At 71.4% G+C, this 23,219-nt stretch carries 20 protein-coding genes; 11 read left to right on the top strand and 9 right to left on the bottom strand.

What is annotated here, in order from left to right; all coding sequences use genetic code 11:
* Positions 1-58: 58 nt before the first annotated feature.
* On the top strand, positions 59-739 hold the full coding sequence (locus tag BN3794_RS11145) for a hemagglutinin repeat-containing protein (RefSeq protein ID WP_160330915.1): 681 nt from the start codon (positions 59-61) through the stop codon (positions 737-739).
* Here the strand turns inward: BN3794_RS11145 and BN3794_RS11140 are convergent.
* The 6 genes from BN3794_RS11140 to BN3794_RS11115 all read right to left on the bottom strand — a co-directional run bounded on the left by BN3794_RS11140 (position 736) and on the right by BN3794_RS11115 (position 7,846).
* A complete protein-coding gene (locus tag BN3794_RS11140) occupies positions 736-1,866 on the bottom strand; it encodes an ABC transporter permease (RefSeq protein ID WP_066097404.1) in 1,131 nt (376 codons plus the stop codon). The two genes, BN3794_RS11145 and BN3794_RS11140, sit on opposite strands and share 4 nt — an antisense overlap.
* Entirely contained in the window at positions 1,863-3,053 is a 1,191-nt protein-coding gene (locus BN3794_RS11135) for an ABC transporter permease (protein WP_066097403.1), read from the bottom strand. Before BN3794_RS11135 ends, BN3794_RS11140 begins: the two co-directional genes overlap by 4 nt.
* Positions 3,038-4,057, bottom strand: coding sequence for an HlyD family secretion protein (locus BN3794_RS11130; RefSeq protein WP_066097402.1), 1,020 nt, complete (start codon positions 4,055-4,057; stop codon positions 3,038-3,040). Before BN3794_RS11130 ends, BN3794_RS11135 begins: the two co-directional genes overlap by 16 nt.
* Positions 4,050-5,408, bottom strand: a complete 1,359-nt coding sequence (locus tag BN3794_RS11125; RefSeq protein ID WP_066097401.1) for a TolC family protein — start codon at positions 5,406-5,408, stop codon at positions 4,050-4,052. Before BN3794_RS11125 ends, BN3794_RS11130 begins: the two co-directional genes overlap by 8 nt.
* Before the next feature lie 213 nt (positions 5,409-5,621).
* Positions 5,622-7,040, bottom strand: coding sequence for a coniferyl aldehyde dehydrogenase (locus BN3794_RS11120; protein ID WP_066097400.1), 1,419 nt, complete (start codon positions 7,038-7,040; stop codon positions 5,622-5,624).
* Complete coding sequence (locus BN3794_RS11115) at positions 7,037-7,846, bottom strand: SDR family oxidoreductase (protein ID WP_066097399.1); 810 nt, start codon at positions 7,844-7,846, stop codon at positions 7,037-7,039. Before BN3794_RS11115 ends, BN3794_RS11120 begins: the two co-directional genes overlap by 4 nt.
* Before the next feature lie 265 nt (positions 7,847-8,111).
* Here BN3794_RS11115 and BN3794_RS11110 point away from each other — a divergent pair, with 265 nt between their 5' ends.
* A complete protein-coding gene (locus BN3794_RS11110) occupies positions 8,112-8,804 on the top strand; it encodes a TetR/AcrR family transcriptional regulator (RefSeq protein WP_066097398.1) in 693 nt (230 codons plus the stop codon).
* Positions 8,805-9,065: 261 nt separating this feature from the next.
* Here the strand turns inward: BN3794_RS11110 and BN3794_RS11105 are convergent, their stop codons facing one another.
* Positions 9,066-10,499 carry a GGDEF domain-containing protein gene (locus tag BN3794_RS11105; RefSeq protein ID WP_066097397.1) on the bottom strand — a complete coding sequence of 478 codons (1,434 nt, stop codon included), beginning with the start codon at positions 10,497-10,499 and terminating at the stop codon, positions 9,066-9,068.
* A gap of 117 nt (positions 10,500-10,616) precedes the next feature.
* Here BN3794_RS11105 and BN3794_RS11100 point away from each other — a divergent pair, with 117 nt between their 5' ends.
* On the top strand, positions 10,617-11,630 hold the full coding sequence (locus BN3794_RS11100) for a cation diffusion facilitator family transporter (protein ID WP_066097396.1): 1,014 nt from the start codon (positions 10,617-10,619) through the stop codon (positions 11,628-11,630).
* 109 nt (positions 11,631-11,739) lie between these two features.
* On the opposite strand, the gene BN3794_RS11095 is transcribed toward BN3794_RS11100, so the two are convergent.
* Positions 11,740-13,803, bottom strand: coding sequence for a 3-hydroxyacyl-CoA dehydrogenase NAD-binding domain-containing protein (locus tag BN3794_RS11095; RefSeq protein WP_066097395.1), 2,064 nt, complete (start codon positions 13,801-13,803; stop codon positions 11,740-11,742).
* Between the two features lie 232 nt (positions 13,804-14,035).
* Here BN3794_RS11095 and rpoE point away from each other — a divergent pair, with 232 nt between their 5' ends.
* The 8 genes from rpoE (at position 14,036) to era (ending at position 21,943) form a co-directional block, all read left to right on the top strand.
* A complete protein-coding gene (rpoE, locus tag BN3794_RS11090) occupies positions 14,036-14,659 on the top strand; it encodes an RNA polymerase sigma factor RpoE (RefSeq protein WP_066097394.1) in 624 nt (207 codons plus the stop codon).
* Positions 14,656-15,516 carry a sigma-E factor negative regulatory protein gene (locus tag BN3794_RS11085; protein ID WP_066097393.1) on the top strand — a complete coding sequence of 287 codons (861 nt, stop codon included), beginning with the start codon at positions 14,656-14,658 and terminating at the stop codon, positions 15,514-15,516. The genes rpoE and BN3794_RS11085 overlap by 4 nt, the downstream gene beginning before the upstream one ends.
* Positions 15,517-15,580: 64 nt before the next feature.
* Entirely contained in the window at positions 15,581-17,098 is a 1,518-nt protein-coding gene (locus BN3794_RS11080) for a DegQ family serine endoprotease (RefSeq protein ID WP_066097392.1), read from the top strand.
* A gap of 143 nt (positions 17,099-17,241) precedes the next feature.
* Positions 17,242-19,035: a translation elongation factor 4 gene (gene lepA, locus BN3794_RS11075; RefSeq protein WP_066097391.1), complete on the top strand. Its 1,794-nt coding sequence runs from the start codon at positions 17,242-17,244 to the stop codon at positions 19,033-19,035.
* Positions 19,036-19,137: 102 nt separating this feature from the next.
* Positions 19,138-19,953 (top strand): signal peptidase I, encoded by an 816-nt coding sequence (gene lepB / locus BN3794_RS11070; protein ID WP_066097390.1) that lies wholly within the window; start codon positions 19,138-19,140, stop codon positions 19,951-19,953.
* A 4-nt stretch (positions 19,954-19,957) separates the two neighbouring features.
* Entirely contained in the window at positions 19,958-20,371 is a 414-nt protein-coding gene (locus tag BN3794_RS11065; RefSeq protein ID WP_425476716.1) for a DUF4845 domain-containing protein, read from the top strand.
* Positions 20,361-21,041 carry a ribonuclease III gene (rnc, locus tag BN3794_RS11060; RefSeq protein ID WP_066098808.1) on the top strand — a complete coding sequence of 227 codons (681 nt, stop codon included), beginning with the start codon at positions 20,361-20,363 and terminating at the stop codon, positions 21,039-21,041. The genes BN3794_RS11065 and rnc overlap by 11 nt, the downstream gene beginning before the upstream one ends.
* Positions 21,041-21,943, top strand: a complete 903-nt coding sequence (era, locus tag BN3794_RS11055; protein WP_066097388.1) for a GTPase Era — start codon at positions 21,041-21,043, stop codon at positions 21,941-21,943. The genes rnc and era overlap by 1 nt, the downstream gene beginning before the upstream one ends.
* 80 nt (positions 21,944-22,023) lie before the next feature.
* Here the strand turns inward: era and BN3794_RS11050 are convergent, their stop codons facing one another.
* The gene (locus tag BN3794_RS11050) at positions 22,024-23,112 is read right to left on the bottom strand and encodes a glycoside hydrolase family 76 protein (RefSeq protein WP_147675753.1); all 1,089 of its coding nucleotides are present in this window, start codon (positions 23,110-23,112) and stop codon (positions 22,024-22,026) included.
* Positions 23,113-23,219: the final 107 nt, after the last annotated feature.

The raw sequence follows: 23,219 nt of genomic DNA, 5'->3' as shown, positions 1-23,219 counted from the left end.
GACCCAGAAAGGCGCGGGCTTCCGCAACACCGATGTCGACCGGGTGGCCGGGTTGTATGTGACCAGCCCCGATGGCCTGGGAACACTGGCGGTCGCGGCGGGTGGCGACATCACGCTGCAAGGGGCGCAGATCCGCAATGCAGGAGCAAACGGCCTGACCCAGATCGCAGCGGCGGGCAACGTCAACCTGAGCACGCTGACTACCAGCCGCAATACCGACCTGACCCACGGCGACAACCACTATCGCACCGCGTCCACCACCCAGGTGGGCACGACGGTGCAGGGCGCCGGCGACGTGGTCGTCCAGGCCGGCAACGACGTCAACCTGGCCGCGGCGCAGGTTTCGGCGGGCGACGCGCTGGCGGTGCAGGCCGGCGGCGACATCACCAGCCAGGCGGCGGTGGATAGCACGTCGCTGGACTGGGCCCAACGTGGCGGTAGCTATTCGCGGACGGTGACGGCCAGCGACGAGACGGTCCAGGGCAGCACGTTCACGGCCGGCGGGGACCTGGCACTGAGTGCGGGCAACGACCTGACCCTGCAGTCGGCCACGGTGGTCAGCGAGGCCGGCGGCATCGCATTGGCGGCCGGCCGCGACGTCAGCCTGACCACGGCGCAGGAAGAGCACGCCTTGAGCGTGGACGAGACGCGGAAGAAGGCATCGCCGGGCAGGCAACGGGTCCAGATCGTTCCGCTGGCCATCGGCCACGCCTGGCGGTGCCGGCGGGCGGGTGTCTAGCCGTTGCCGCCGGCCGGAGCGGCGGACGTGGCGCGGTAGCGCCACAGCGCCAGCCCGCCATACAGCACCACCAGGGCGAGCAGGGTACCCAGCTCGTGCCGGACCTCGCCCAGGCTTGCGTCCATCTGGTTGAGCCGCACCATCATGTTCATGCCCGAGGTGGTGGGCAGCAGCCGCGCCAGCGCGACCAGGGCCGGCGGCGAGGTCACGGCCGGCCACGACAGGTTGGACAGGAAGAACATCGGGATGGAGGTGGCGATGATGTACTGGAAGGCGCGCTCGCGGGTGGCGAAGAAGCTGCCCACGAACAGCCCGAACGCCGTCGTGGCGGCGATGAACACGGTGCCGGCAAGCAGCTGGCCGAGCGGATTGCCGCCGCGCGGGTAGTCCTGTACCCAGGCGGTGAAGCCGACGTAGTAGAGCAGCGCGGCCATGCCGACCAGCACGAAGGCCAGGGCCATGCCGAGCAGGGCGGGCGGATCGAAATGCAGGCGCCGGCCGAGGTCGCGGCGGCGCGTGCCCAGCAGCACGCCGATGCCCATCAGCAGGGTCTGGTGCACGATCAGTTCCGACACCCCGGGCACGATGGCGCTGCCGTAGCCCTCCTGCGTATTGAACAGCGGCCGCTGCACCAGGATGACCGGCGCGGCCTGCGGGGCGCCCATGAAGGCAGCCTGGGTGACGGCCGCCTCGCGCGCGAACGCGGTCATCGCCTCGGCCACGCCGCCCATCACCCAGCTGGCGCGGCCCAGGTAGGCGCCATCGCCCAGCAGCACCAGGCGGCCGGCACCGCCGCGCAGGATGTCGCGCTCCAGGTTCGCCGGGATCAGCACGATGCCCTCCGCGCGCCCGGCCTGCATGCCGGCGCGGGCCTGCGCCAGCGTGGCCGGCTGGCCGACGATGCGCACCGCGCGCAGGGCGTCCAGGCGGCGCAGCAGTGCCCGGCTGGTGGCGCTGTGGTCCTCGTCGACCACCAGGATCGGCAGGTCCCCGGCCACCTGGTAGCGGTACGCGGCCGGGTAGAAGAACGAGTAGAGCACCACCGCGCCGACCATCACGATCATGGCGTAGCGGTCGCCGGCGACGGCGCGCAGCGTGTCGCGTGCGCTGGCCCAGATCCGGCTCATGCCGCGCCTGCCGTCCCGGTCGCCGGTGCCGGTGCGCGCACCGCGGCGATCAGCCGCCAGCCGCCGATGCCGCCGGCCACCCCGATCATCGACACCAGCGCGGCCAGCGGCCACAGCGATGCGGTCCACGGCGCGCCGACGAACTGCTGCTGGGTCTGTAGCTTGATGTAGGCGGTCAGCGGCAGCAGCAGGTTCCACACCCGGGTGAACACCGGCGCGCCGATCACCGGGAAGGTGGCGCCGGAGAACGCCAGCGCGGTGCCGATGCTCACGCCCACCGCCGACAGGGCCGTGCCCATGTCGCGGGTGACGCCGACGAACAACAGCGACAGCGCCGCGCTGGCCAGGTACAGCAGCGGCTGGCCGAGCAGCAGCAGCGCCAGGCTGCCGGCCACGCCGTCGCCGCGCAGGTAGGCCAGGTACAGCATGCCCAGCGCGCCGTACAGCGAGAACAGCACGACATAGGGCGCCAGCTTGCCGGCGATGGCCGCCCACGGGCGGGTGCCGAGCCAGGCCGCCGCAGTGCCGTCGCGCAGCTCGCGGCCGAGGCTGCTGGCCACTGCCAGCGCCAGCGCCAGCGACAGCACCGCCGGGAAGATCAGCGGCACCAGGAACAGCTCGTAGCTGCGCGAAGGGTTGTAGAGGATGTCCGACTGCACCGCGATCGGCGCGGCACGCAGCTTGCCCGGGCCGACCTGCAGGCCGATGCGCTCGGCCAGCAGGCGTGCGTTGTAGGCCGACACCGCATCGGCGATGTCGCGCGCGACCGACTGCCCGGTGGCCAGGTAGCTGGCGTTGTAGTAGGCGAACACGGTGCCCTGCGCACCGCGCAGCGCCTGGCGCGAGGTGTCGCGCGGGACCAGCACCACGGCGAACACCTGCAGGGCGCGCAGTTGCGCCTGCGCCTGGGCCAGCGAGGCCGGCTGGCTGGCCACGGCCACGCCGGGGCTGGCATCGATCATCCGCGCCAGCTCGCGGCTCTCGGCGGTGCGGTCCAGGTCGACCAGGGCGACCGGCACCTGGCGCATGACCGAGCCGGAAAACAGCCAGGCCATGACCGCGACCATCACCCAGGGCAGCACGGTCACCAGGCCCAGGTCGCCGGCATCGCCGCGCAGGTGGACCAGCTCGCGCCGCAGCGAGGCGGCAAACCCGGCCGATGTGCCGCCGGTCAGCCCTGGGGCCATGGCAACAGCACGCTCATGCCGGGCCGGAAGCCTTCGATGGCGCGTACCGGGCGCAGCCGTACCTCGAAGCTGCGCACGTCGAAGCCGGACGACTGCCGGGTACTGCGCCAGGTCGCGTAGTCGCCGGCCGGGTTGATGAAGTACACCTCGAACTCAGCGCGGCGGCCGTCGAGCGCCGGCACGGTGCCGGCCAGGCGGCTGCCGACCTTCAGCCCGTGCAACTGGTCCTCGCGCAGGTTGACCGAGACCCACATGCGGTCGATGTCCACCAGGGTGAAGACGGGATAGCCCGCCGGCACCAGCTCGCCGACGTCGGCCATGCGCTTGTTGATCTCGCCGGCCAGCGGCGCGCGGCCGTGGACCTCGTCGCGGGCGGCGTTGACTTCGTCCACCGCGCCGCGGGCCTGGCGCACCTGGGCCTGGGCGGCGCGCTTGTCCTGCTCGCGGGCCCCGGCCAGGGCCTCGTCGTACTGGGCGCGGGCGGCGTTGGCCAGCTCGCGCGAGCTGCGCGCCTGGGCCAGGGCCTCGTCGCGCTTCTGCCGGGTCATCACCCCCTCGCCGTACAGGGTCTCCACCCGCCGGTAGGTGGTCTCGGCCAGGGTGGCGCCGGCCTCGGCGCGCTTCCAGTTGGCCCCGGCGGCGCGGATGTCCTCGCTGCGCGCGCCTTCGTCGGCCTTGTCGGCGACCGCGCGCGCGGCTTCCAGCGCGCCGTGGGCCTGCTCCTCCTTGGCGGCGACCTCGGGGCTGTCGAGCACGAACAGCACCTGCCCGGCCTGCACGCGGTCGCCTTCGTGCACCTTCAGCTCGGCCACGCGGGCGCTGATCTTGGCCGAGACGTTCACCGTGTCGGCATCGGCCATGCCCTGCAGCTGGTCGGCCGGGCGCCGCCAGGCCAGCCACAGGCCCAGCACGACCACCACCAGCATCACCAGCGCCACCAGCAGGCCGAGCCGGCGCGTCTTCGCCGGTGGTGCGTCGGGGGAAGGCAGCAGCGAGTCACTCATCGTCGATCACCTCGTCGGCACGGCGGCGGAAGTCGTCGTATCGGTCCATCTGTCCACTGACCTCCAGCAGCTGCGCCAGCGCCACGTCGTACTGGTAGGCGGCCTGGGCGCGTTCCACCCGCGCCCCGCCCAGCGACAGGCGCGCATCGATCACGTCCAGCGAGGTGGCCTGTCCCTCGCGGAAGGCCAGCTCCTGCAGGCGCAGGTTCTCGCGTGCCTGCTCGATGCTGCTGCCCAGCAGCAGGTACTGGTGGCGGGCGGTCTCCAGTTCGTTCCAGGCCTTGTCCACGCCCAGCGCCACCTGGTTGGCGGCCTCGCGCAGGCCGGCCTCGGCCTGGTCGCGCTGGGCCCGGGCCGCGCTGATCTGGGCCGGCCGCGCGTTCGGCGAGAGGAAGGTGTACTTCAGGCCGATGCCGAACGCCCAGTCCGGATCGTCGATCAGCTCGTCGCGGCGACGGAAGTCGTACTGGCCGAACAGGTAGATCTGCGGCTTGAACTTGGCCTGCTGCACGCGCACGCCCTGCTCGGCCTGGTCGAGCAGGGCGTGCAGGCGCGCGATCTGCGGCTGCCGGGCCTGGGCGGTCCTGCGGAACTCGGCCACGTCGCCCGGCGGCGTGCGGGACACGAACAGCGGCGACAGCGGGCGCACCTCGCCGCCGCTGCGCAGCAGCGTGGCCAGCGCCGCCTTGAGCGTGTCCAGGTCGTTGAGCGCCTTCTGGTATTCGCGTTCGGCCTTGTCGCGCGCGACCGTGGCCTGCAGGCGCTGGGCGCGGGTGGCGAAGCCCTCGCGCTCGAGCTTGACGGCATCGTCCAGGTGGCGCTGCAGGCCGTCGCGCACCTCGCGCCGCACGCTCACCGCCTGCTCGGCCAGGCGCTGGCCGAAGTAGGCCTGCACCAGCTGCACGGCCAGCGACTGGCGCTGGCCCTCGCGCTCGGCACTGGCCTGCGCGGTGGCCGCGCCGGCCGCCCGCTGCGCGGCCGGGATCACGCCGCCGGTGTACAGCGGCAGCACTGCGGTCACCACCGGCCGGGTGCGCCAGTCGCGCTCGGTGAACTCCAGCGGCGAATCGATGCCGAACTCCTCGGCGATGGGGGCCAGCGAACCCAGCGGCAGGGTCAGGGTCTTCTGGAACTGCAGGCGTCGGACTTCGCCGGTGATCTCCGGCAGCCGCAGCAGGCGCGTGGCGTCCTGCAGGTCCTGCTTGTTGCGCACCGAGGCGTCGGCGGCGGCCAGCGCATCGGACACCTGCTCCAGCCGTTGCCGGGCCTGGTTCCAGTCCAGTGCCGGCGGCGGGGCGACGGGATCGGGCGATTGCGCCAGGGCCAGCGCGACCGGCATGCAGGCCAGCATCGCCCACCAGCGCCCGGCCCTGCCGGACGAACACGTGCACCACCGGGAGCCACTCACCTGCGAATCATCCCTGTCATCGAACCAGCTGCGAAAAGCATAGCGGGTGGGACGTGAAATGCGGTCGTGCCAGGACGCGGCCCGGGGGCCGCGCGCCGGTATCCGAAACACGTGCCCGTCGCCCGGCGAATGAGCAGATCATGCACGCGCCTGCGGTCAGCGCGACGCGATGCGCAGCATCAGGTCGATCAGCCAGCGCCGGCGCACCCACGGCGCACGCAGCAGCGAGGTGGCGGACCAGCGCCGCTGCACCATCACCGGACGCTTCTTGGAGAACGTGACGAAGCCGTCGAAGCCGTGGTACTGGCCCATGCCGCTCGGCCCCACGCCGCCGAAGGGCAGGTTGTGCTGGGCCAGGTGGAACAGGCAGTCGTTGATCACCACGCCGCCGGAGCGGGTGCGTTCGAGCACCGCGTCCTGGCGGGCGCGGTCGTCGTCGAAGTAGTACAGCGCCAGCGGGTGCGGACGGGCGTTCACGTAGGCGAGCGCCTCGTCCAGGGTGCGGTAGGACACCACCGGCAGCAGCGGGCCGAAGATCTCCTCCTGCATGACCTGCATCGCATCGGTGGTGTCGAATAGCAGCGTCGGCGGCACGATCCGCGCCTGCGGGTCGGCGGCGGCCGCGTCCGGGGCGAGGTCCACCACGCGTGCGCCGCGTTCGCGCGCATCGTTGGCCAGGCCGACCAGGCGCGCCCGGTGGCGCTCGCTGACGATGTGCGTGTAGTCCGGGTTGCCGGCCAGATGCGGATACATGTCGGCCACCATGCGCCGCGCCAGCGCCTCGAACTCGGCCTCGCGCCCGGCCGGCAGCAGCACGTAGTCCGGCGCCACGCAGGTCTGCCCGGCGTTGAGCAGCTTGGCGGTCAGGATGCGTGCCACCGCGGTCTGCAGCGGATAGCCGTCGTGGACGATCGCCGGCGACTTGCCGCCCAGTTCCAGCGTGACCGGGGTCAGGTTGCGCGCGGCCGCTTCCATCACCCGGTGGCCGACGCGGGTGGAGCCGGTGAAGAACAGGTGGTCGAACGGCAGCGCGGAAAAGGCGGCGGCCACGTCCGCGTCGCCGTTCACGCAGGCCACCTGGTCCGGCGCGAAGGCGTCGCCGACGATGCGCGCGATCACCTCGGCGGTGCGCGGGGCCAGTTCGGACGGCTTGAGCATGACCCGGTTGCCGGCGGCGATGGCGTCGATCGCCGGGCCCAGGGTGAGCAGGATCGGGTAGTTCCAGGCGCCGATGATGCCGGCCACGCCCAGCGGCTGGTATTCGTAGAAGGCGCCGGCCGGCCGCAGGAACCACGAGCTGCCCACCGCGCGCCGGCGCATCCAGCGGCGCAGGTGGCCGCGGGCGTGGCGGATCTGGTCGTGCAGCGTGAACAGCTCCAGCAGCAGGGTCTCGGCATGCGCGCGGCCGCCGAAGTCGGCATCGGCGGCCTGCAGCAGCGCGTCCTGGTGGACGCGAAGCGCCTGTGCCAGCGCGGCCAGCGCCTGCCGGCGGCTGTGCAGGTCGGGTATGCCGCGGGCGAAGCCGGCGCGGAGGGTGTCCAGCTGGGCCTGCAGTCCGGTATCGGTCGTGTTCATGGCCTTCCCTTGAAGTCGTCCATCGAGTGGTACACGCCCAGCCATTCGCCGCCGATCCTGTCGAACCAGCGTGCCGGCAGCAGGGCGCGCAGCAGCGGCACCAGGTTCACCAGCCACGGCAGGCGCAGCAGGATGCGGTCGGACCGGACCGCGGCGACGATCCGGCTGGCCACGTAGTCCGGCTTGAGGATCGGGATCACCGGCGAGCGCACGCCGGCGAACATGCCGGTGTCGATGTAATACGGCATGACCGTGGTGACCTTCACCCCGGTGTCGCCCCGTTCCATCTCGATGCGCAGCGAGTCCGACCAGCCGATCACCGCCCATTTGCTGGCGCAGTACACCGACATCTTCGGGTTGGAGACCAGCCCGGCGGCCGAGGCGATGTTGACGATGTGGCCGCCGTGCCGCGCCAGCATGCCCGGCAGCAGCGCGCGCGCCACGTACATCGGCGCCAGCGTGTTCACATCGAGGGTGCGCGCGATGTCGGCGTAGCTGTGCTCGACGAATTGCTTGCCGACGATGATGCCGGCGTTGTTGATCAGCACGTCGACCGCGATCGCGTCCGCCTCCATCGCCCGTGCCGCGGCCTGGATGCGCTGCGGATCGGCCAGGTCGACCACGTAGCCGGACACGTCGTGGCCCAGGGCGCGCAGCTCGGCCACCGCCTGGTCCATCGCCGCCTGCTGCACGTCCCAGATCACCAGCCGCGCCGCGCCTTCCTCCAGGAACCGGCGCCCCATCAATCGGCCTATGCCGGATGCACCGCCGGTGACCAGTACCGTCCTGCCGCGTATCTCGCTCATGCAACCTCCGCCTGGATGGGCCGGGCCGGCCGGCATTCCCTAAATGAGAGTAATTGCTCTATTTTGGCGAACCATAGGGGCATCCGCCGCCGGCGTCAACCGCGGGCAGGCCTGTACGCGATGCCATAATCGAAGGCCACGGCACGCCGGCTGCGGCGGCCGCGTTCGCATAGCGAGGCCCTCGTTGACGTCCCCTTCCAAGCCCGTCCGGGCGCCGCGTGCGGCCGCTCGCAAACGCGTTCCCGAGCCGCTGGCGGCCGATATCGTGCGCCACGCGCCGGTGCAGGCACGCGGCCATCGCCGCGTGCAGCTGTTGCTGGAAGCGGCCGCCGGGGTGATCGCCGAAGTGGGAGTGGACAACGCCACCACCAACGCGGTGGCCGCGCGTGCCAGTACCTCGGTCGGCGTGCTCTACCGGTTCTTCCCCAACAAGCAGGCCCTGGTGGAGGCGCTGGCGCAGCGCTACCTGGAGGACATCGACGAGCTGCTCAGCCGGCAGGAGCAGGAGGGCATCGCCGAATGGCCGCTGCAGCAGGCGATCGACTGGGTGGTACGCGCGATCGTGGCCTTCCACGAGGCGCATCCGGCGTTCCAGCACGTGTACCGCGCCGTGCGCGGTTCCAGTACGCCGCGCGGCGTCGCGCTGCTGGACCAGATCAAGCGGGTGATCGATCGCCTGCTCGCGCTGCGCACGCCGACCGCGCCGGCACGCGCGCGCGAGCTGCATGCGACCGTGGCGGTGGAGGCCGCGCATGCGCTGGTGGTCCACGCGGTCACCCTGCCGGCGGCCGCGCGCGAGCGCCTGACGCACGAGGCGGTGGTGCTGCTGGTGCGCTACCTGGAGCCGGTATACGTGCCGGCTGCCACGGCCCCGGCCACGGGCTCCCGGAAGGCGGCCGGCAACACGGCTTCGGGCCGGGTGCGCCGGCCGGCACGCGGCAGCGCCAGGCCGGGCTGATCGCCGGGGCGCGTGGCCCGGCCGCATCGCGCGACGCGGGGAAGCGCTGGAACGTGCTGCGGGGGCAAGCGGGCAAGAGGGCATTGGATATCCGGCCCTGCGGAGAAGCGGCCCGGTGCTGGACGCCGCATGTGCCACGGGAATCATCGCCCGTGCAGCGCTGCGCGCAACGACGCCATGCACGTGCCGTGCGACGGATATCCGCATCCTTTCCACGGCCATGGCATTTCTCCGCCGGCCATGCCGACGGGCCGGCCGGCGTCAGCCTTGCAGGGGCAGCCCGTGCGGTTCGGCCGGCCCGGGCGCTGCCAGTTGCACGCGGTTGCGGCCGCTGCGCTTGGCCTGGTACATGGCCGCATCGGCACGGCTGAGCAGCTGCTCGTAGTCCGGGTGGCCCTCGTAGCTGGCCACGCCGATGCTCACCGCGATCGGCACCTGCGTGCCGTTGCCCAGCACCAGCGGCGTGGATTCGATCCGGTGGCGCAGGCCTTCGGCGATGGCGCAGGCCTGCGCGGCATCGACCGCCACCAGCACCAGCAGGAATTCCTCCCCGCCCATGCGGAACACGTAGTCGCTGCCGCGGGTGTGCTGGCTGAGCAGGTGGGCCACCAGCTGCAGGGCGCGGTCGCCGGCTTCGTGGCCATGGCCGTCGTTGATGGCCTTGAAGTGGTCCAGGTCGAGCACGGCGACGGCGAAGCCGCCGCCTTTCTGGTCGGCCAGCTCGATCTCCCGGCGCAGCACCGTGGGCAGGAAGCGGCGGTTGAGCAGGTGGGTGAGCGCATCCGAACCCGCTTCCAGTTCGCCGGTGCGCTCGAACAGCATCGCCAGCAGGTGGCGGATCGCCCCCAGGCATTCGCGGATGCCGCCCAGGGCCTGCATCCGCGAGGCATCGTCGGCGCTGGCGCGCAGGCGGTCGAGCTGCCCGTCCACTTCGCCGATCAGGTGCTCGATGCGGGTGGTCTCCGGGCTCTGGCCGAAACTGGGGATCGCCTTGTGCGTGTACCACAGGCCGAACGCCGACGCCGACAGGCGCGGGGTCTGCCCGTCGCCGGACTGCTGCCCGGCCACCCGGTAGAGCAGGCCGTTCTCCCAGTCCAGCAGCAGGGCGCGCTGGCGCTCGCGCTCGGCGGCGGCGTTCTGCACCAGGGTGAACAGGCGGTAGGCCGCATCGGTGCGGGTGGCGCGGTCGTGGGCGCTGGTGTAGGCCAAGGTCATGCCTTCCAGGGCGATGTCCAGGCAGACATCCAGGCAGGCGATGGCCTGCAGGCGCACGTCGGCGCCGGCCGTGACAGCGCCGATGCGCGCGCCCAGCCGCTGGCGCAGCACGCGGATGCCGCGCGTCACCAGGTCGACCGGCACGCCGATGCGCGCGTGCACGCGGCCGATATGGCGGTTGGCCGCGACCAGGCCGGCCACCCCGGCCGGCGTGGCCGTCAGCAGTTCCCCGATCCAGCGCCGCATGGCCGGCTTGAGCTGCTCGCCGACCTGGGCGTGGGCGAGGAAGCGCGCCGCGCGCGGGTCCGTGTCGAGCACGGCATAGAACGCATCGACCAGCGGTTCAAGCGGTTGCCGCGCCTGCCCGGCCAGCAGCTGCAGCCCGTCACCCGGGCAGTCCTGCAATGCCTGGCGCCAGGCATCGACCAGGATCCGGGTGTCGTCGGGCGTATCCGTCGCGGGCAGGGAGGGCGTGGGCATGGGGGCGCATTGTAGGGCAGCCTCCGTCGCTGCCGTGGTCGCCGGTGTAATAGTCTCCGTGGCGCGGCCGGCCTATAACGGCGCCCGCGTCCGAAGCGTCCACGAGGAATGATGGCCATGGGCCACGACCACGATCACCTGAGCGGCGGCATCCGCCACGAGCGTCCCCTGTGGTGGGCGCTGGCATTGACCGCGTTGTTCCTGCTGGCGGAGATCGCCGGTGCCTTCGTCACCGGCAGCCTGGCCCTGCTGTCCGATGCCGCGCACATGGCCACCGACACCCTGGGCCTGGTGGTCGCGCTGGTGGCGGTGCGGATGTCGCGGCGCCCGCCCGACGCGCAGCGCACCTACGGCTACGCGCGCCTGGAGGCGCTGGGCGCGCTGGTCAACGGCGCGCTGCTGTTCGCCGCCGGCGCCTACATCCTGTGGGAGGCGGCCGAACGCTTCCGCCATCCGCAGGTGATCGCCTCCAGCGGCATGCTGGTGATCGCGGTGCTGGGCCTGGCCGTGAACCTGGTGTCCATGCGCCTGCTGGCGGCCGGCAGCGGCGAGAGCCTGAACCTCAAGGGCGCCTACCTGGAGGTGTGGAGCGACATGCTCGGCTCGGCGGCGGTGATCGTCGGTGCGCTGCTCATCCACTGGACCGGCTGGCAGTGGATCGATCCGGTGCTGGCGCTGCTGATCGGCCTGTGGGTGCTGCCGCGGACCTGGGTGCTGCTGCGCGCGGCGGTGAACGTGCTGCTGGAGGGCGTGCCCGACGGCATCGTGCTGGCGGACGTGCGCCGCGCCATGCGCACCCATCCGGGCGTGGGCGATGTCCACGACCTGCACGTGTGGGCGCTGGCCGCGCGCATGCCGGCGCTGACGGCGCACGTGGTGGTCGCCGAGGCCGTGGATCCGGAGAACCTGCGCCGCGGCCTGGGCGACATGCTGCACGAGCGCTTCGACATCGACCACGTGACCCTGCAGCTGGAGACGGGGGCATGCGGCGGCGATGTCTGCGGCGGCGATGGTCCGGGCCAGGGCTCCCATGGACAGGGCCACCCTGTCCATGATCATGACGACCACGACCACGACCACGACCACGGGGCGGACGGCCGCCCGGGGCATCACGGCACGATCCATCCCTGATCGGGCCTGGCACGCGGCGGGCCGCCGGCCCCGGGGTCGCCGCCTGCCGCAACGCAAGATGCCGCCCGGAGGCGGCGTCGTCCTGCTTGCGTGACCGCTATGGCCTGGCTCAGGCCGCCGGTGCGCGCAGCTGCGGCGAATCCCAGCCCGGGCGCGGGGCGAAACGCTCGCCATGGCGGGCCTGCAGCGCCTTGAGCCGGTCCAGCAGGGCGTCGGCGCCGGCGCTGCGGATGTACTGGATCGGGCCGCCGCGGAACGGCGCGAAGCCGGTGCCGAAGATCACCCCGGCGTCGAGCAGGTCGGCGTCGGCGACCACGCCGTCGTGCATGCAGGCCACCGCCTCGTTGAGCAGCGGCAGCACCAGCCGGTCCTCCAGGTCCTCCGGGGCCTTGTAGTCCTCCGGCACCGCCGGCTTGACCGGCTTGCCGTTCTCCCACTTGTAGAGGCCCTGGCCGTCCTTCTTGCCGCGCTTGCCCGGCTCCACCGTGGCCAGCGCCTGCGGGATCTGCAGGCCCAGGAACGGCGCCAGCTCCTTGCCCACGCCGGCGGCCACGTCCAGGCCGACGGTATCGATCAGCTCGATCGGCCCCATCGGCATGCCGAACTTCACCGCGGCCTTGTCGATCGCCGCGCCGGGGATGCCCTCGGCGTAGGCGGTGGCCGCTTCCAGCATGTACGGGAACAGCACGCGGTTGACCAGGAACCCCGGCGTGCCGGCCACCGGCACCGGCAGCTTGTCCAGGGCCTTGCAGAACGCCGCCAGGCGCTTGCCGGTCTCCGGCGCCATCGCGTCGTGCTGCACGATCTCCACCAGCGGCATCTGCGCCACCGGGTTGAAGTAGTGCAGGCCGGCGAACTGGGCCGGGCGCTGCAGGTGCTCGCGCAGTTCGTCCAGCGGGATCGACGAGGTGTTGGTGGTCAGCAGCGCATCGGCCTTCAGTTTCGGCTCGAGGGCCTGGTACAGCTCGCGCTTGGCCTCCGGGTTCTCGATGATCGCCTCGATCACCAGGTCGGCTTCGGCGACGCCCGCGCCCTCCAGGTCGCCCTTCAGGCGCGCGGCCACCGCCGGGCGCTTGCCCTCGTCCCTGACCCGCTTGGCGAACAGCTCGCCCGCACGCGCCAGCGCCGGATCGATGAAGCGCTGCTCGCGGTCCTGCAGGGTCACCTCGAAGCCCTTGTAGGCCGACCAGGCGGCGATGTCCCCGCCCATCACCCCGGCGCCGACCACGTGCACGTGGCGGATGCCGTGGTCCTTGCCGCCCAGGCCCTTGAGCCGCTCGGTGAGGAAGAAGATGCGGATCAGGTTGCGCGCGGTCGGCGTGCCGGCCAACCGCACCACGGCGCGGCGCTCGGCGTCGAGCCGGCCCTGGATGCCCTTGCCGCCGGCGCGCTTCCACACGTCGATCAGCGCGTACGGGGCCGGGTAGTGCGCCCTGGGCGCCTTGCGCGCGACCTGCTTGGCCATCTGCGGCGCCAGGATCTGGCGCGCCAGCCAGGTGTTGCTGGCCCAGGCCAGCAGCTTCTGCTTGAACGGGCGCTGGGTCCCGTTCAGCGCCAGCGACGCGGCGACGTCGACCAGCACCGCCGGGGCGGCCACCTTGTCCACCAGCCCCATCGCCCGCGCGGCCTGGGCGCTGACGGTACGGCCGGTGAGCATCAGGTCCATCGCCGCCGGCGCGCCGACCAGGCGCGGCAGGCGCGCGCTGCCGCCCCAGCCGGGGAAGATGCCCAGGCGGGTCTCCGGCAGGCCGATGCGCGTGGAGGCATCGTCGCTGGCCACCCGGTAGCGGCATGCCAGCGAGATCTCGGTGCCGCCGCCCATGCAGAAGCCGTGGATCGCCGCCACCGTCGGGCAGGGCAGCTCGGCCAGCTTCTGGAAGGTCGCCTGGCCGCGGCGGATCGCGTCGTCCACCGTGCCCTTGCGGTCGTATTCCTGGAATTCCTTCAGGTCGGCGCCGGCGATGAAGCCCCGCGGCTTGCCCGAGCGCAGGATCACGCCCTTGGGCGGATCGATCGCCAGCCGCTCGATGATCTGGCCGAGCTCGATCAGCACGTCCTGGGAGAACGCGTTCACGGGGGCGTCCTGCCGGTCCAGGCTGAGCACGATCAGTCCGTCTTCGCGCAGTTCGGGTTGCCAATGGCTGAATCGCAGCCCGTCGAAGCGTGCAAGCATGGAGGAACCATCCGGATGTGTATGGACAAGGCCGTTATCATCCCGAGCTTGTTTCCGTCCCGTCAAATCCCGATCTAGGGACGGCAACCGCGCCGCGCGCGTCCGGCATGCGCCGGCGTCACGTCGCAGCGGCTAGTGTCGTGGCAAGCCGTCCGCAGGGGCGGATGAACTTTTTCGCGGATTGACGGTCACAGTGCCCGACCCGGTCGGGCTGACAGGAGCGCGGCCCAGCATGGCCGGAGTCGAGACATCGCAGGAGCTGGACAGCGAGCTGGTCCGGCGGGTGCAGCGTGGCGAGAGCGGGGCGTTCGACGTGCTGGTGCGCAAGTACCAGCACCGGATCCTCGCCCTGATCGGGCGCTACATCGCCGACTGGAGCGAATGCCAGGACGTGGCCCAGGAAGCGTTCCTCCGCGCCTATCGCGCGATCGGCAGCTTCCGCGGCGACGCCCAGTTCTATACCTGGTTGCACCGCATTGCCGTGAACACCGCCAAGAACCATTTGATGGCCCAGAACCGCCGCCCACCGCTGGAGGACATCGACGTGGAGGATGCCGAGCAGTACGACGCCGGCGCCCGCCTGCGCGATACCGACACACCGGAACGTGAATTGATGCGCCAGCAGGTGGAACAAACGGTGATGAAGGCGGTCAATGCATTGCCGGAGGAACTCCGGCAGGCCATCACCCTGCGCGAGGTGGAGGGCCTGAGCTACGAGGAAATCGCGCAGAAGATGGAATGTCCGGTAGGGACGGTGCGCTCGCGCATCTTCCGCGCACGCGAGGCGATCGACGCCGAGCTGCGCCCCCTGCTGGGCACCGACAGCGCCACCCGTGAGAAGCAGCAACGCGTATGAGCCAGCCAGACTTCCAGCCTACCGACGACAAGCTCGAACTCCACTGCCGCCAGCAACTGTCGGCGCTGATCGACGGCGAACTGCCGGCCGAGGAAGCGCGCTTCCTGTTGCGGCGGCTGGAGCACGACGTGGAACTGGCCGGGTGCCACGAGCGCTGGCAGCTGTGCGGGGAGGTCCTGCGCGGCCGTGCCTGCGCCCCGGCCCCGGCCGGCTTCGCCGCGCGGGTGGCGCAGGCGGTGGCGGTCGAGCCGGACGCGCCGGCGCGCGACACCGCGCGCCGGCTGCCGCGCTGGCTGCGCTGGGGCGGCGGTGCGCTGGCCGCCTCGGTGGCGGCGCTGGCCCTGTTCGTGGCGCGCGATCGCCTGCCTTCCGAAGACGAGGCCGGCACCGCCACGCCGGTGGTCGCCACCACCGCGCGCATGGCCGCGCCGCGGGTGGATGCCGCCGGCTCGCTGCCGCCGGCCGCCGAGCGCACCCTGGCCGATGCCGGCGAGGCCGTGGCCAGCGCCGTGACCGCGCCGGCCGCCGCGGTCGCGGCGCAGCGGCGCGTCGCCTCGGCCACGCGCAGCCGCCAGGCCGCCGCGGTACGCCGGCAGGCGCCGGCCGAGCGCATGGTGGCCGAGTCCGCCCCGGCCGCGGCCGATCCCTTCGCCGGCCACAACGGCCTGCTGCAAGCGCGCCCGTGGCCGCGCGCGGCGCTGGCGCCGGTCGGCGAGTCGGGCATGTTCAACGCCAGCGTGCCGGCGTCGCAGGCACGCTCGTTCTATCCGTTCGAGCCGCGCCCGCTGGCCGCGCCCGGCGAGCCGGCATCCGGCCACGCGCGCGATCCGGCGCCGCTGCCGCTGCCGCGGCCCTGACTGCCACGCCGCGGCCGCCATCCCTCCCGTCCGTTCCCCGCTTCCTCCCGGAGGTCCGCTCCCGATGAACCACCGTCTCCGTTCCCATGTCTTCGGCGTGCTCGCCCTGACCCTGCCGCTGGCCGCGTGCGCGCAGCAGGCGGCGCCCCCGGCCGCTGCCCCCGCGCCGCGCGCCGCCGCCGCTCCGGCACCGCAGCTGGTCACCGGCCTGCCCGATTTCACCCAGCTGGTCGAGGCGGTCGGCCCGGCCGTGGTCAGCGTCAGCGCCGACACCACGCCCAAGCCGGTACGCCGCGGGAGCGGCCCGTCCGACCAGGACCAGGTGCCCGAGTTCTTCCGCCGCATCTTCGGCGACGACTTCCCGGGATTCGGCGGGCAGGTGCCCAATCCGCGCGGCGGCGGCGGGCGTTCGCTCGGCTCCGGCTTCATCATCTCCCCCGACGGCTACGTGCTGACCAACCACCACGTCATCGACGGCGCCGACCGGGTGCGCGTGGCGCTGGCCGACAAGCGCGAGTTCGACGCCAAGGTGGTCGGCTCGGACACCGAGTACGACGTGGCCCTGCTCAAGATCGAGGGCAAGGACCTGCCGGTGATGCGCATCGGTGATTCGCGCACGGTCAAGCCCGGCCAGTGGGCGGTGGCGATCGGGTCGCCGCTGGGGCTGGACCACTCGGTCACCGCCGGCATCATCAGCGCCACCGGCCGCAGCACCGGCGGCCAGGACCAGCGCTACGTGCCGTTCATCCAGACCGACGTGGCGATCAACCAGGGCAATTCGGGCGGCCCGCTGCTCAACACCCGCGGCGAGGTGATCGGCATCAATTCGCAGATCTTCTCCAACTCCGGCGGCTACATGGGCATCAGCTTCGCGATCCCGATCGACCTGGCGATGAACGCGGTCGAGCAGATCAAGAAGACCGGCAAGGTCACCCGCGGCCAGCTCGGGGTGATCGTCGGCCCGATCGACTCGCTCAAGGCGCAGGGGCTGGGCCTGCCCGACAGCCGCGGCGCGCTGGTCAGCGACATCCCCGCCGGCAGCGCCGCGGGCAAGGCCGGCATCGAGGTCGGCGACGTGATCCGCAGCGTCAACGGCACCGAGATCGACGACGCCAGCCAGCTGCCGCCGATGATCGGCGCGATGGCGCCCGGCGCCAAGGTGCGCCTGGGGCTGCTGCGCGACGGCAAGCCGCGCGAGGTGACCGTGACCCTGACCGCGCTCAAGGAAGGCGCCGGCGACGAAGCCGCCAACGACGACGGCGACGACGAGGCGCAGGCTTCCCCGCGCAGCGGCAGTGCCCGCCTGCTCGGCCTGCAGGTCGCCGACCTGAGCGCGGCCGAGCGCTCGCAGCTGGGCCTGGAGGCCGGCCAGGGCGTGCGCGTCACCGCGGTGGACGGGGTCAGCGCCCAGGAGAGCGGGCTGGCGCCGGGCATGGTGATCGTGCAGGTCGGCCGCACCCGGGTCGGCAGCGTGGCCGCGCTCAACCAGGCCCTGGCGCCCTACAAGAAGGGCGACGTGGTGATGCTGCTGGTGCGCTTCCGCGGCGCCACCAGCTTCGTGGCGGTCAAGGCCGGGGAGTGACCCGGCCTGCCGCGGCCGGTGCGCGGGCGGTGGCCGCCGCCCGGTGCCGGCCGGCCCGCACCGGGCACGGCGGCGCATGCGATAATCCGTCGTTTCCATGACGACGGCTGCGGCCGCCGCCCACCTGCATGCCAGCCGATCCGATGCGGAACATCCGCAACTTCTCCATCATCGCCCACGTCGACCACGGCAAGTCCACCCTGGCCGACCGGATCATCCAGCTCTGCGGCGGCCTCGAGGCGCGCGAGATGGAGGCGCAGGTGCTCGACTCCAATCCGATCGAGCGCGAGCGCGGCATCACCATCAAGGCGCAGTCGGTGTCGTTGCCGTATACCGCCGAGGACGGCCAGACCTACCAGCTCAACTTCATCGACACGCCCGGCCACGTGGACTTCTCCTACGAGGTCAGCCGCTCGCTGGCCGCCTGCGAGGGCGCGCTGCTGGTGGTCGATGCCGCCCAGGGCGTGGAGGCGCAGTCGGTGGCCAACTGCTACACCGCGGTGGAGCAGGGGCTGGAAGTGGTGCCGGTGCTGAACAAGATCGACCTGCCCACCGCCGACATCGACCGGGCCAAGGCCGAGATCGAGGCGGTGATCGGGATCGACGCCTCCGATGCGATCCCGGTGAGCGCCAAGACCGGGCAGAACGTGAAGGCGGTGCTGGAGGCGATCGTCCAGCGCATCCCGCCGCCGGTGCCGCGCGATACCGACAGGCTGCAGGCGCTGATCATCGACTCGTGGTTCGACAACTACCTGGGCGTGGTCTCGCTGGTGCGGGTGATGCAGGGCGAGATCAAGTCCGGCGACAAGCTGCTGGTGATGTCCACCGGCCGCGTGCACCAGGCCGATGCCGTGGGCGTGTTCACGCCCAAGCGCAAGGTGCTGCCGAAGCTGTCCGCCGGCGAGGTGGGCTGGGTCACGGCCAGCATCAAGGACGTGCACGGCGCCCCGGTCGGCGACACCCTGACCCTGGCCTCGGCGCCGGCGCCGGCGCCGCTGCCGGGTTTCCAGGAGATGCAGCCGCGCGTGTTCGCCGGCCTGTTCCCGGTGGACGCGCAGGACTACCCGGCGCTGCGCGAGGCGCTGGAGAAGCTGCGCCTGAACGACGCGGCGCTGCGCTTCGAGCCGGAAAGCTCGGAGGCGATGGGCTTCGGCTTCCGCTGCGGCTTCCTCGGCATGCTGCACATGGAGATCGTGCAGGAGCGGCTGGAGCGCGAGTACGACCTGGACCTGATCACCACCGCGCCCACCGTGGTGTACGAGGTGCTCAGGACCGACGGCACGGTGATGTCGCTGGACAACCCGGCCAAGCTGCCGGCGGCCAACCTGGTCGCCGAGGTGCGCGAGCCGATCATCCGCGCCAACATCCTCACCCCCGAGGCCTACATCGGCAACATCATCAAGCTGTGCGAGGACAAGCGCGGCGTGCAGCTGGGCATCCAGTACCTGGCCAGCCAGGTGCAGATCAGCTACGAGCTGCCGATGGCGGAGGTGGTGCTGGACTTCTTCGACAAGCTCAAGTCGGTCAGTCGCGGCTATGCCTCGCTGGACTACCACTTCCTGCGCTTCCAGGCCGGCCCGTTCGTGCGCCTGGACACCCTGATCAACGGCGACCGCGTCGATGCGCTGAGCCTGATCGTGCACCGCAACCAGGCCGACCGCCGCGGCCGCGAGCTGTGCGAGAAGATGAAGGAACTGATCCCGCGGCAGATGTTCGACGTGGCCATCCAGGCCGCGGTGGGCTCGCAGATCATCGCCCGTTCCACGGTCAAGGCGATGCGCAAGAACGTGCTGGCCAAGTGCTATGGTGGCGACATCACGCGCAAGAAGAAGCTGCTGGAGAAACAGAAGGAAGGCAAGAAGCGCATGAAGCAGGTCGGCCGGGTGGAAATCCCCCAGGAGGCCTTTCTCGCCGTGCTGCAGGTGGACAACAAGTAAGGCGGAAACGGGAGGCCGGCGTCGGGCGTCGGAAAGCCGCAGCGCTTCCGCACGCGACCGCCCCGCCTTCCCGGGCCCGCTCCCCATCCCGAAGGAACCCGCATGAAATGGTTTGAAATCGCGCTGGTGGTGCTGACCCTGGGCAGTGGCCTGGTGTGGCTGCTCGACGCGCTGGTCTGGCGCAAGGCCCGCGCCCGCGCCGCCGGCCTGCTCGACGAGGGCCGCGAGCCGGCGATCGTGGACTACTCGCGCGCGTTCTTCCCGGTGCTGGCCATCGTGCTGGTGCTGCGCAGCTTCGTCGCCGAGCCCTACAAGATCCCGTCCAGCTCGATGATGCCCAACCTGCTGATCGGCGACTTCATCCTGGTCAACAAGTTCGCCTACGGCCTGCGCCTGCCGGTGACCAACACCAAGTTCATCGCGCTGGGCGAGCCGCAGCGCGGCGACGTGGTGGTGTTCCACTACCCGGGCCGCTCGGAGCAGGACCCGAACCGGGGCGAGAACTTCGTCAAGCGGCTGATCGGCCTGCCGGGCGACCACATCGGCTTCCACGGCGATACCGTCTACCTGAACGGCCAGCCGCTGCAGTACCAGGTCAAGGGCCAGTACATCGGCAAGGGGCCCGGTGCCAAGATGGACGGCGCCACGCTGCTGACCGAGGACCTGCCCGGCCGCAGCCACACCATCCTGGAGTACCTGGGGCAGAACAATCCTGCCGGCCAGGGCGACTGGACGGTGCCGGCCGGCAACTATTTCGTCATGGGCGACAATCGCGACGACAGCGACGACAGCCGGTTCTGGGGCTTCGTGCCCGACCACAACCTGCGGGGTCGCGCGATGCTGATCTGGCTGAACTGCGAGGGCTGGTTCTGCAAGGGGAGTTTCGATCCGTCGCGGATCGGGACGCGGATCAACTGATGGCATGCCGGCGGCGACCGGCCGGGGAGAAACGATGAATCGCAAGCAGCAAGGGATGACGCTGGTGTCCTTCGTGGTGGTGCTGGCCGTGGTCGGCTTCGCCCTGTACATCGGCATGAAGCTGTTCCCGATGTACCAGGAGTACTACGCGGTACGCACGGCGATGAAGGGGCTGGCCAACGAGCCGGGCAGCGCGGACATGGACCCGTCCAAGCTCCAGGACCTGTTCTTCCGGCGCCTGTACATCAACTATTCCGAAAACGTGAAGCCCGAGGACGTCAAGTTCGACCATGTCGACGGCGGCTACGCGATGCACGTGTCCTACGAGGTGCGCCGCCCGCTGGTGGCCAACCTGGACGTGGTGGGCAAGTTCGACGCCACCCAGAACCTGACGCGGCACGGTGGCGGTGACCAGTAGGCCCTTCCAGCGCGGCGACCGGATCGGCCACGTCTTCGCCGATCCGGCGCTGCTGGCGCAGGCGCTGACCCACCGCAGCGCCGGCACCCCGCACAACGAACGCCTGGAATTCCTCGGCGACAGCCTGGTCAACCACTTCGTCGCCGACATGCTGTACCGGCGCTGGCCGCGGGCCGACGAGGGCACGCTCACCCGCGCCCGCGCCGAACTGGTGCGCGAGTCGGCGCTGGCCGTGATCGCCCGCGAGCTGCAGCTGGGTGAGCGCCTGACGCTGGGGCCGGGCGAGCTCAAGTCCGGCGGTTTCCGCCGCGACTCGATCCTGGCCGACGCGGTGGAGGCGGTGGTCGCCGCGATCTACCTGGACAGCGATTTCGAGACCTGCCGCAAGGTGGTGCTGCCGTGGTTCGAGCCGCTGCTGGCGACCCTGCTGCCGGACGGCAAGCCGGAGAAGGATGCCAAGACGCGCCTGCAGGAATGGCTGCAGAAGCGCCAGCACGTGCTGCCCAGCTACGAGCTGATCGCCGAGAGCGGCGACGACCATGCCAAGCAATTCCGCGTGCGCTGCAGCCTGGCCGTGCCGGCCGTCAGCGCCGAGGGCGAAGGCGGTTCGCGCCGCCTGGCCGAGCAGCACGCCGCCGCGGCGGTCCTGCAGCAACTGGAGTCCAAGTGATGAGCGAGCCCTACCACAGCGGCAGTGTCGCCGTGATCGGCCGGCCGAACGTCGGCAAGTCCACGCTGATCAACGCGCTGGTCGGCGCCAAGGTCAGCATCGTTTCCAACCGCCCGCAGACCACGCGCCACCGCCTGCTCGGCATCGCCAGCTTCCCGGCCGGGCAGATCGCGCTGGTGGACACCCCGGGCCTGCATCGCCAACAGGGCAAGTTCAAGGCCTCGGCGATGAGCCGGGTGATGAACCGCACCGCGCGCAGCGCGCTGGAAGGCGTGGATGCGGCGTTGATGGTGATCGAGGCCGGGCGCTGGGACGAGGAGGACACGCTGGCCTGGAAGGTGCTGCACGACGCCGGCATCCCGGTGGTGCTGGTGGTCAACAAGGTCGATCGCCTCAAGGACAAGGGCGAGCTGCTGCCGTTCCTGGCGCAGGTCAGCGAGGACCGGCAGTTCGCCGCGGTGCACCCGGTCTCGGCGCTCAAGCGCAAGGGCCTGGAGGCATTGGTGAAGGACGTGCTGGCCCTGCTGCCCGAGGCGCCGCCGCTGTACGACGAGGACGAGATCACCGACCGCAGCCAGCGCTTCCTGGCCGGCGAGCTGGTGCGCGAGCAGCTGATGCGCCAGCTCGGCAAGGAGCTGCCGTACGCGACCACGGTGGAGATCGAGCGTTTCGCCGAGGACGGCAACCTGCTGCGCATCGGCGCGGTGATCTGGGTCGAGCGCGAGGGCCAGAAGGCGATCGTCATCGGCAAGGGCGGCACCCGCCTGAAGGAGATCGGCGCCAAGGCGCGCCAGCAGATGGAGCGGCTGTTCGGCGCCAAGGTGTTCCTGGAGACCTGGGTGCGCGTGCGCGAGGGCTGGTCCGACGACGAGGCCGCGCTGAAGGCGTTCGGCTACGAATAATCGCCTCGGCCGCGCGCGGCCGCCGGGGCGCGGCCGCCGCCCGGGCCCGGGCGGCGCAGCCGGGTTCTGGCAGCCGGGTGCTACTGGATGTCCCGCTTGTCCTGGATGGCCATCGCGGCGTTGAACGCATCGATGCCGCTGCCCTGGGCCGCGGCGCCGTAGGCCGTGCCCTCGCCGTCCCAGTAGGCATCCAGGCGCCCGCTGCGCCGGTCCCGGGTTTCCCAGACCCGGCGGGCGTTGTCCTGGATGAAGGTTTCCAGCGTGCGGCGCTGCGCCGGGTCGCGCAGCAGCGGGGCCAGCAGGGCCAGGTGGCGGATGTAGATGCCCTTGAAGCTCTGTCCGTCCTGGCTGAGCGTATCCCCCGGTTCGTGCAGCACGTGGCCGGGCGTGGTGCTGTAGCGGGTCGAGGCCAGGGCCAGCTGCGCCGCCTGGTCGAGATAGGCCGCCGTGCCGGTCGCCTCGTACAGTTCCGCCAGCGCCCCCAGGATGACGCCCTGGTTGTAGGTGTAGGCCGTCTCGCCGTTGTTGGCGCAGCGGGCGTCCAGGCCGTCGTTGACCAGGTGGTCCGCGTTGATCATGCCCGAGGCGTTGAACCAGTCCAGGGTCTTGCGTGCCTGGTCCAGGTAGCCCTGCTTGTGCGTGGCCTGGTAAAGCAGCGCCGAGGCGTAGATCAGCAGTTCGTTGGTGATGGCGTTCTTGTAGGTCCTGGCATGGTTCCACCACAGGCCGCCGCCGCAGTGCCCGTCCCAGTAGTCGCGCACGATCTCCTGCTGCTTGTCCTCGGCATAGGCGAGCAGCGCCGGATCGCCGTCCAGGGCATGCACCCGGACGGCGGCGATCACGGCCCAGAGGTCGTCGTCGTTGCCCTCCAGCCCGGTGCGGTACCTGACGCCGGCCTCGACCACCGGCATGAAGGTGCGGTCGCCGGAAAGCACGCCGTAGTCGAGCAACGCCTCGACGATCTCGACGCGCTGCCAGGCATTGGTCCCGGACCAGTCGCGGCCGCCCGGCGGCTGCAGCCCCCATTGCCGTTGCAGCGCCACGATCGCGTCATGCGCATGGGCGGCCTGGGTCGATGCCGACGAGGCGGCCGTGGTCCCGGCGCGGGCGGTGTCCATCGCGGACAGCCCGCCGGGCAGGCAAAGCAACAGGTACAGGAACGCTTTCACGGGTTTCCTTCGATGGCTGTGCGCCGGCGGTGCGGGGCCGGCGCACAGGTACAGGAACGCTTTCACGGGTTTCCTTCGATGGCTGTGCGCCGGCGGTGCGGGGCCGG

Origin of the sequence: Xanthomonas massiliensis (genome assembly GCF_900018785.1) — a bacterium.
Taxonomy (GTDB): Bacteria; Pseudomonadota; Gammaproteobacteria; order Xanthomonadales; family Xanthomonadaceae; genus Xanthomonas_B; species Xanthomonas_B massiliensis.
Note: the sequence above shows the minus strand (reverse complement) of the source record. Positions and strands in the feature narration are given on the sequence as shown.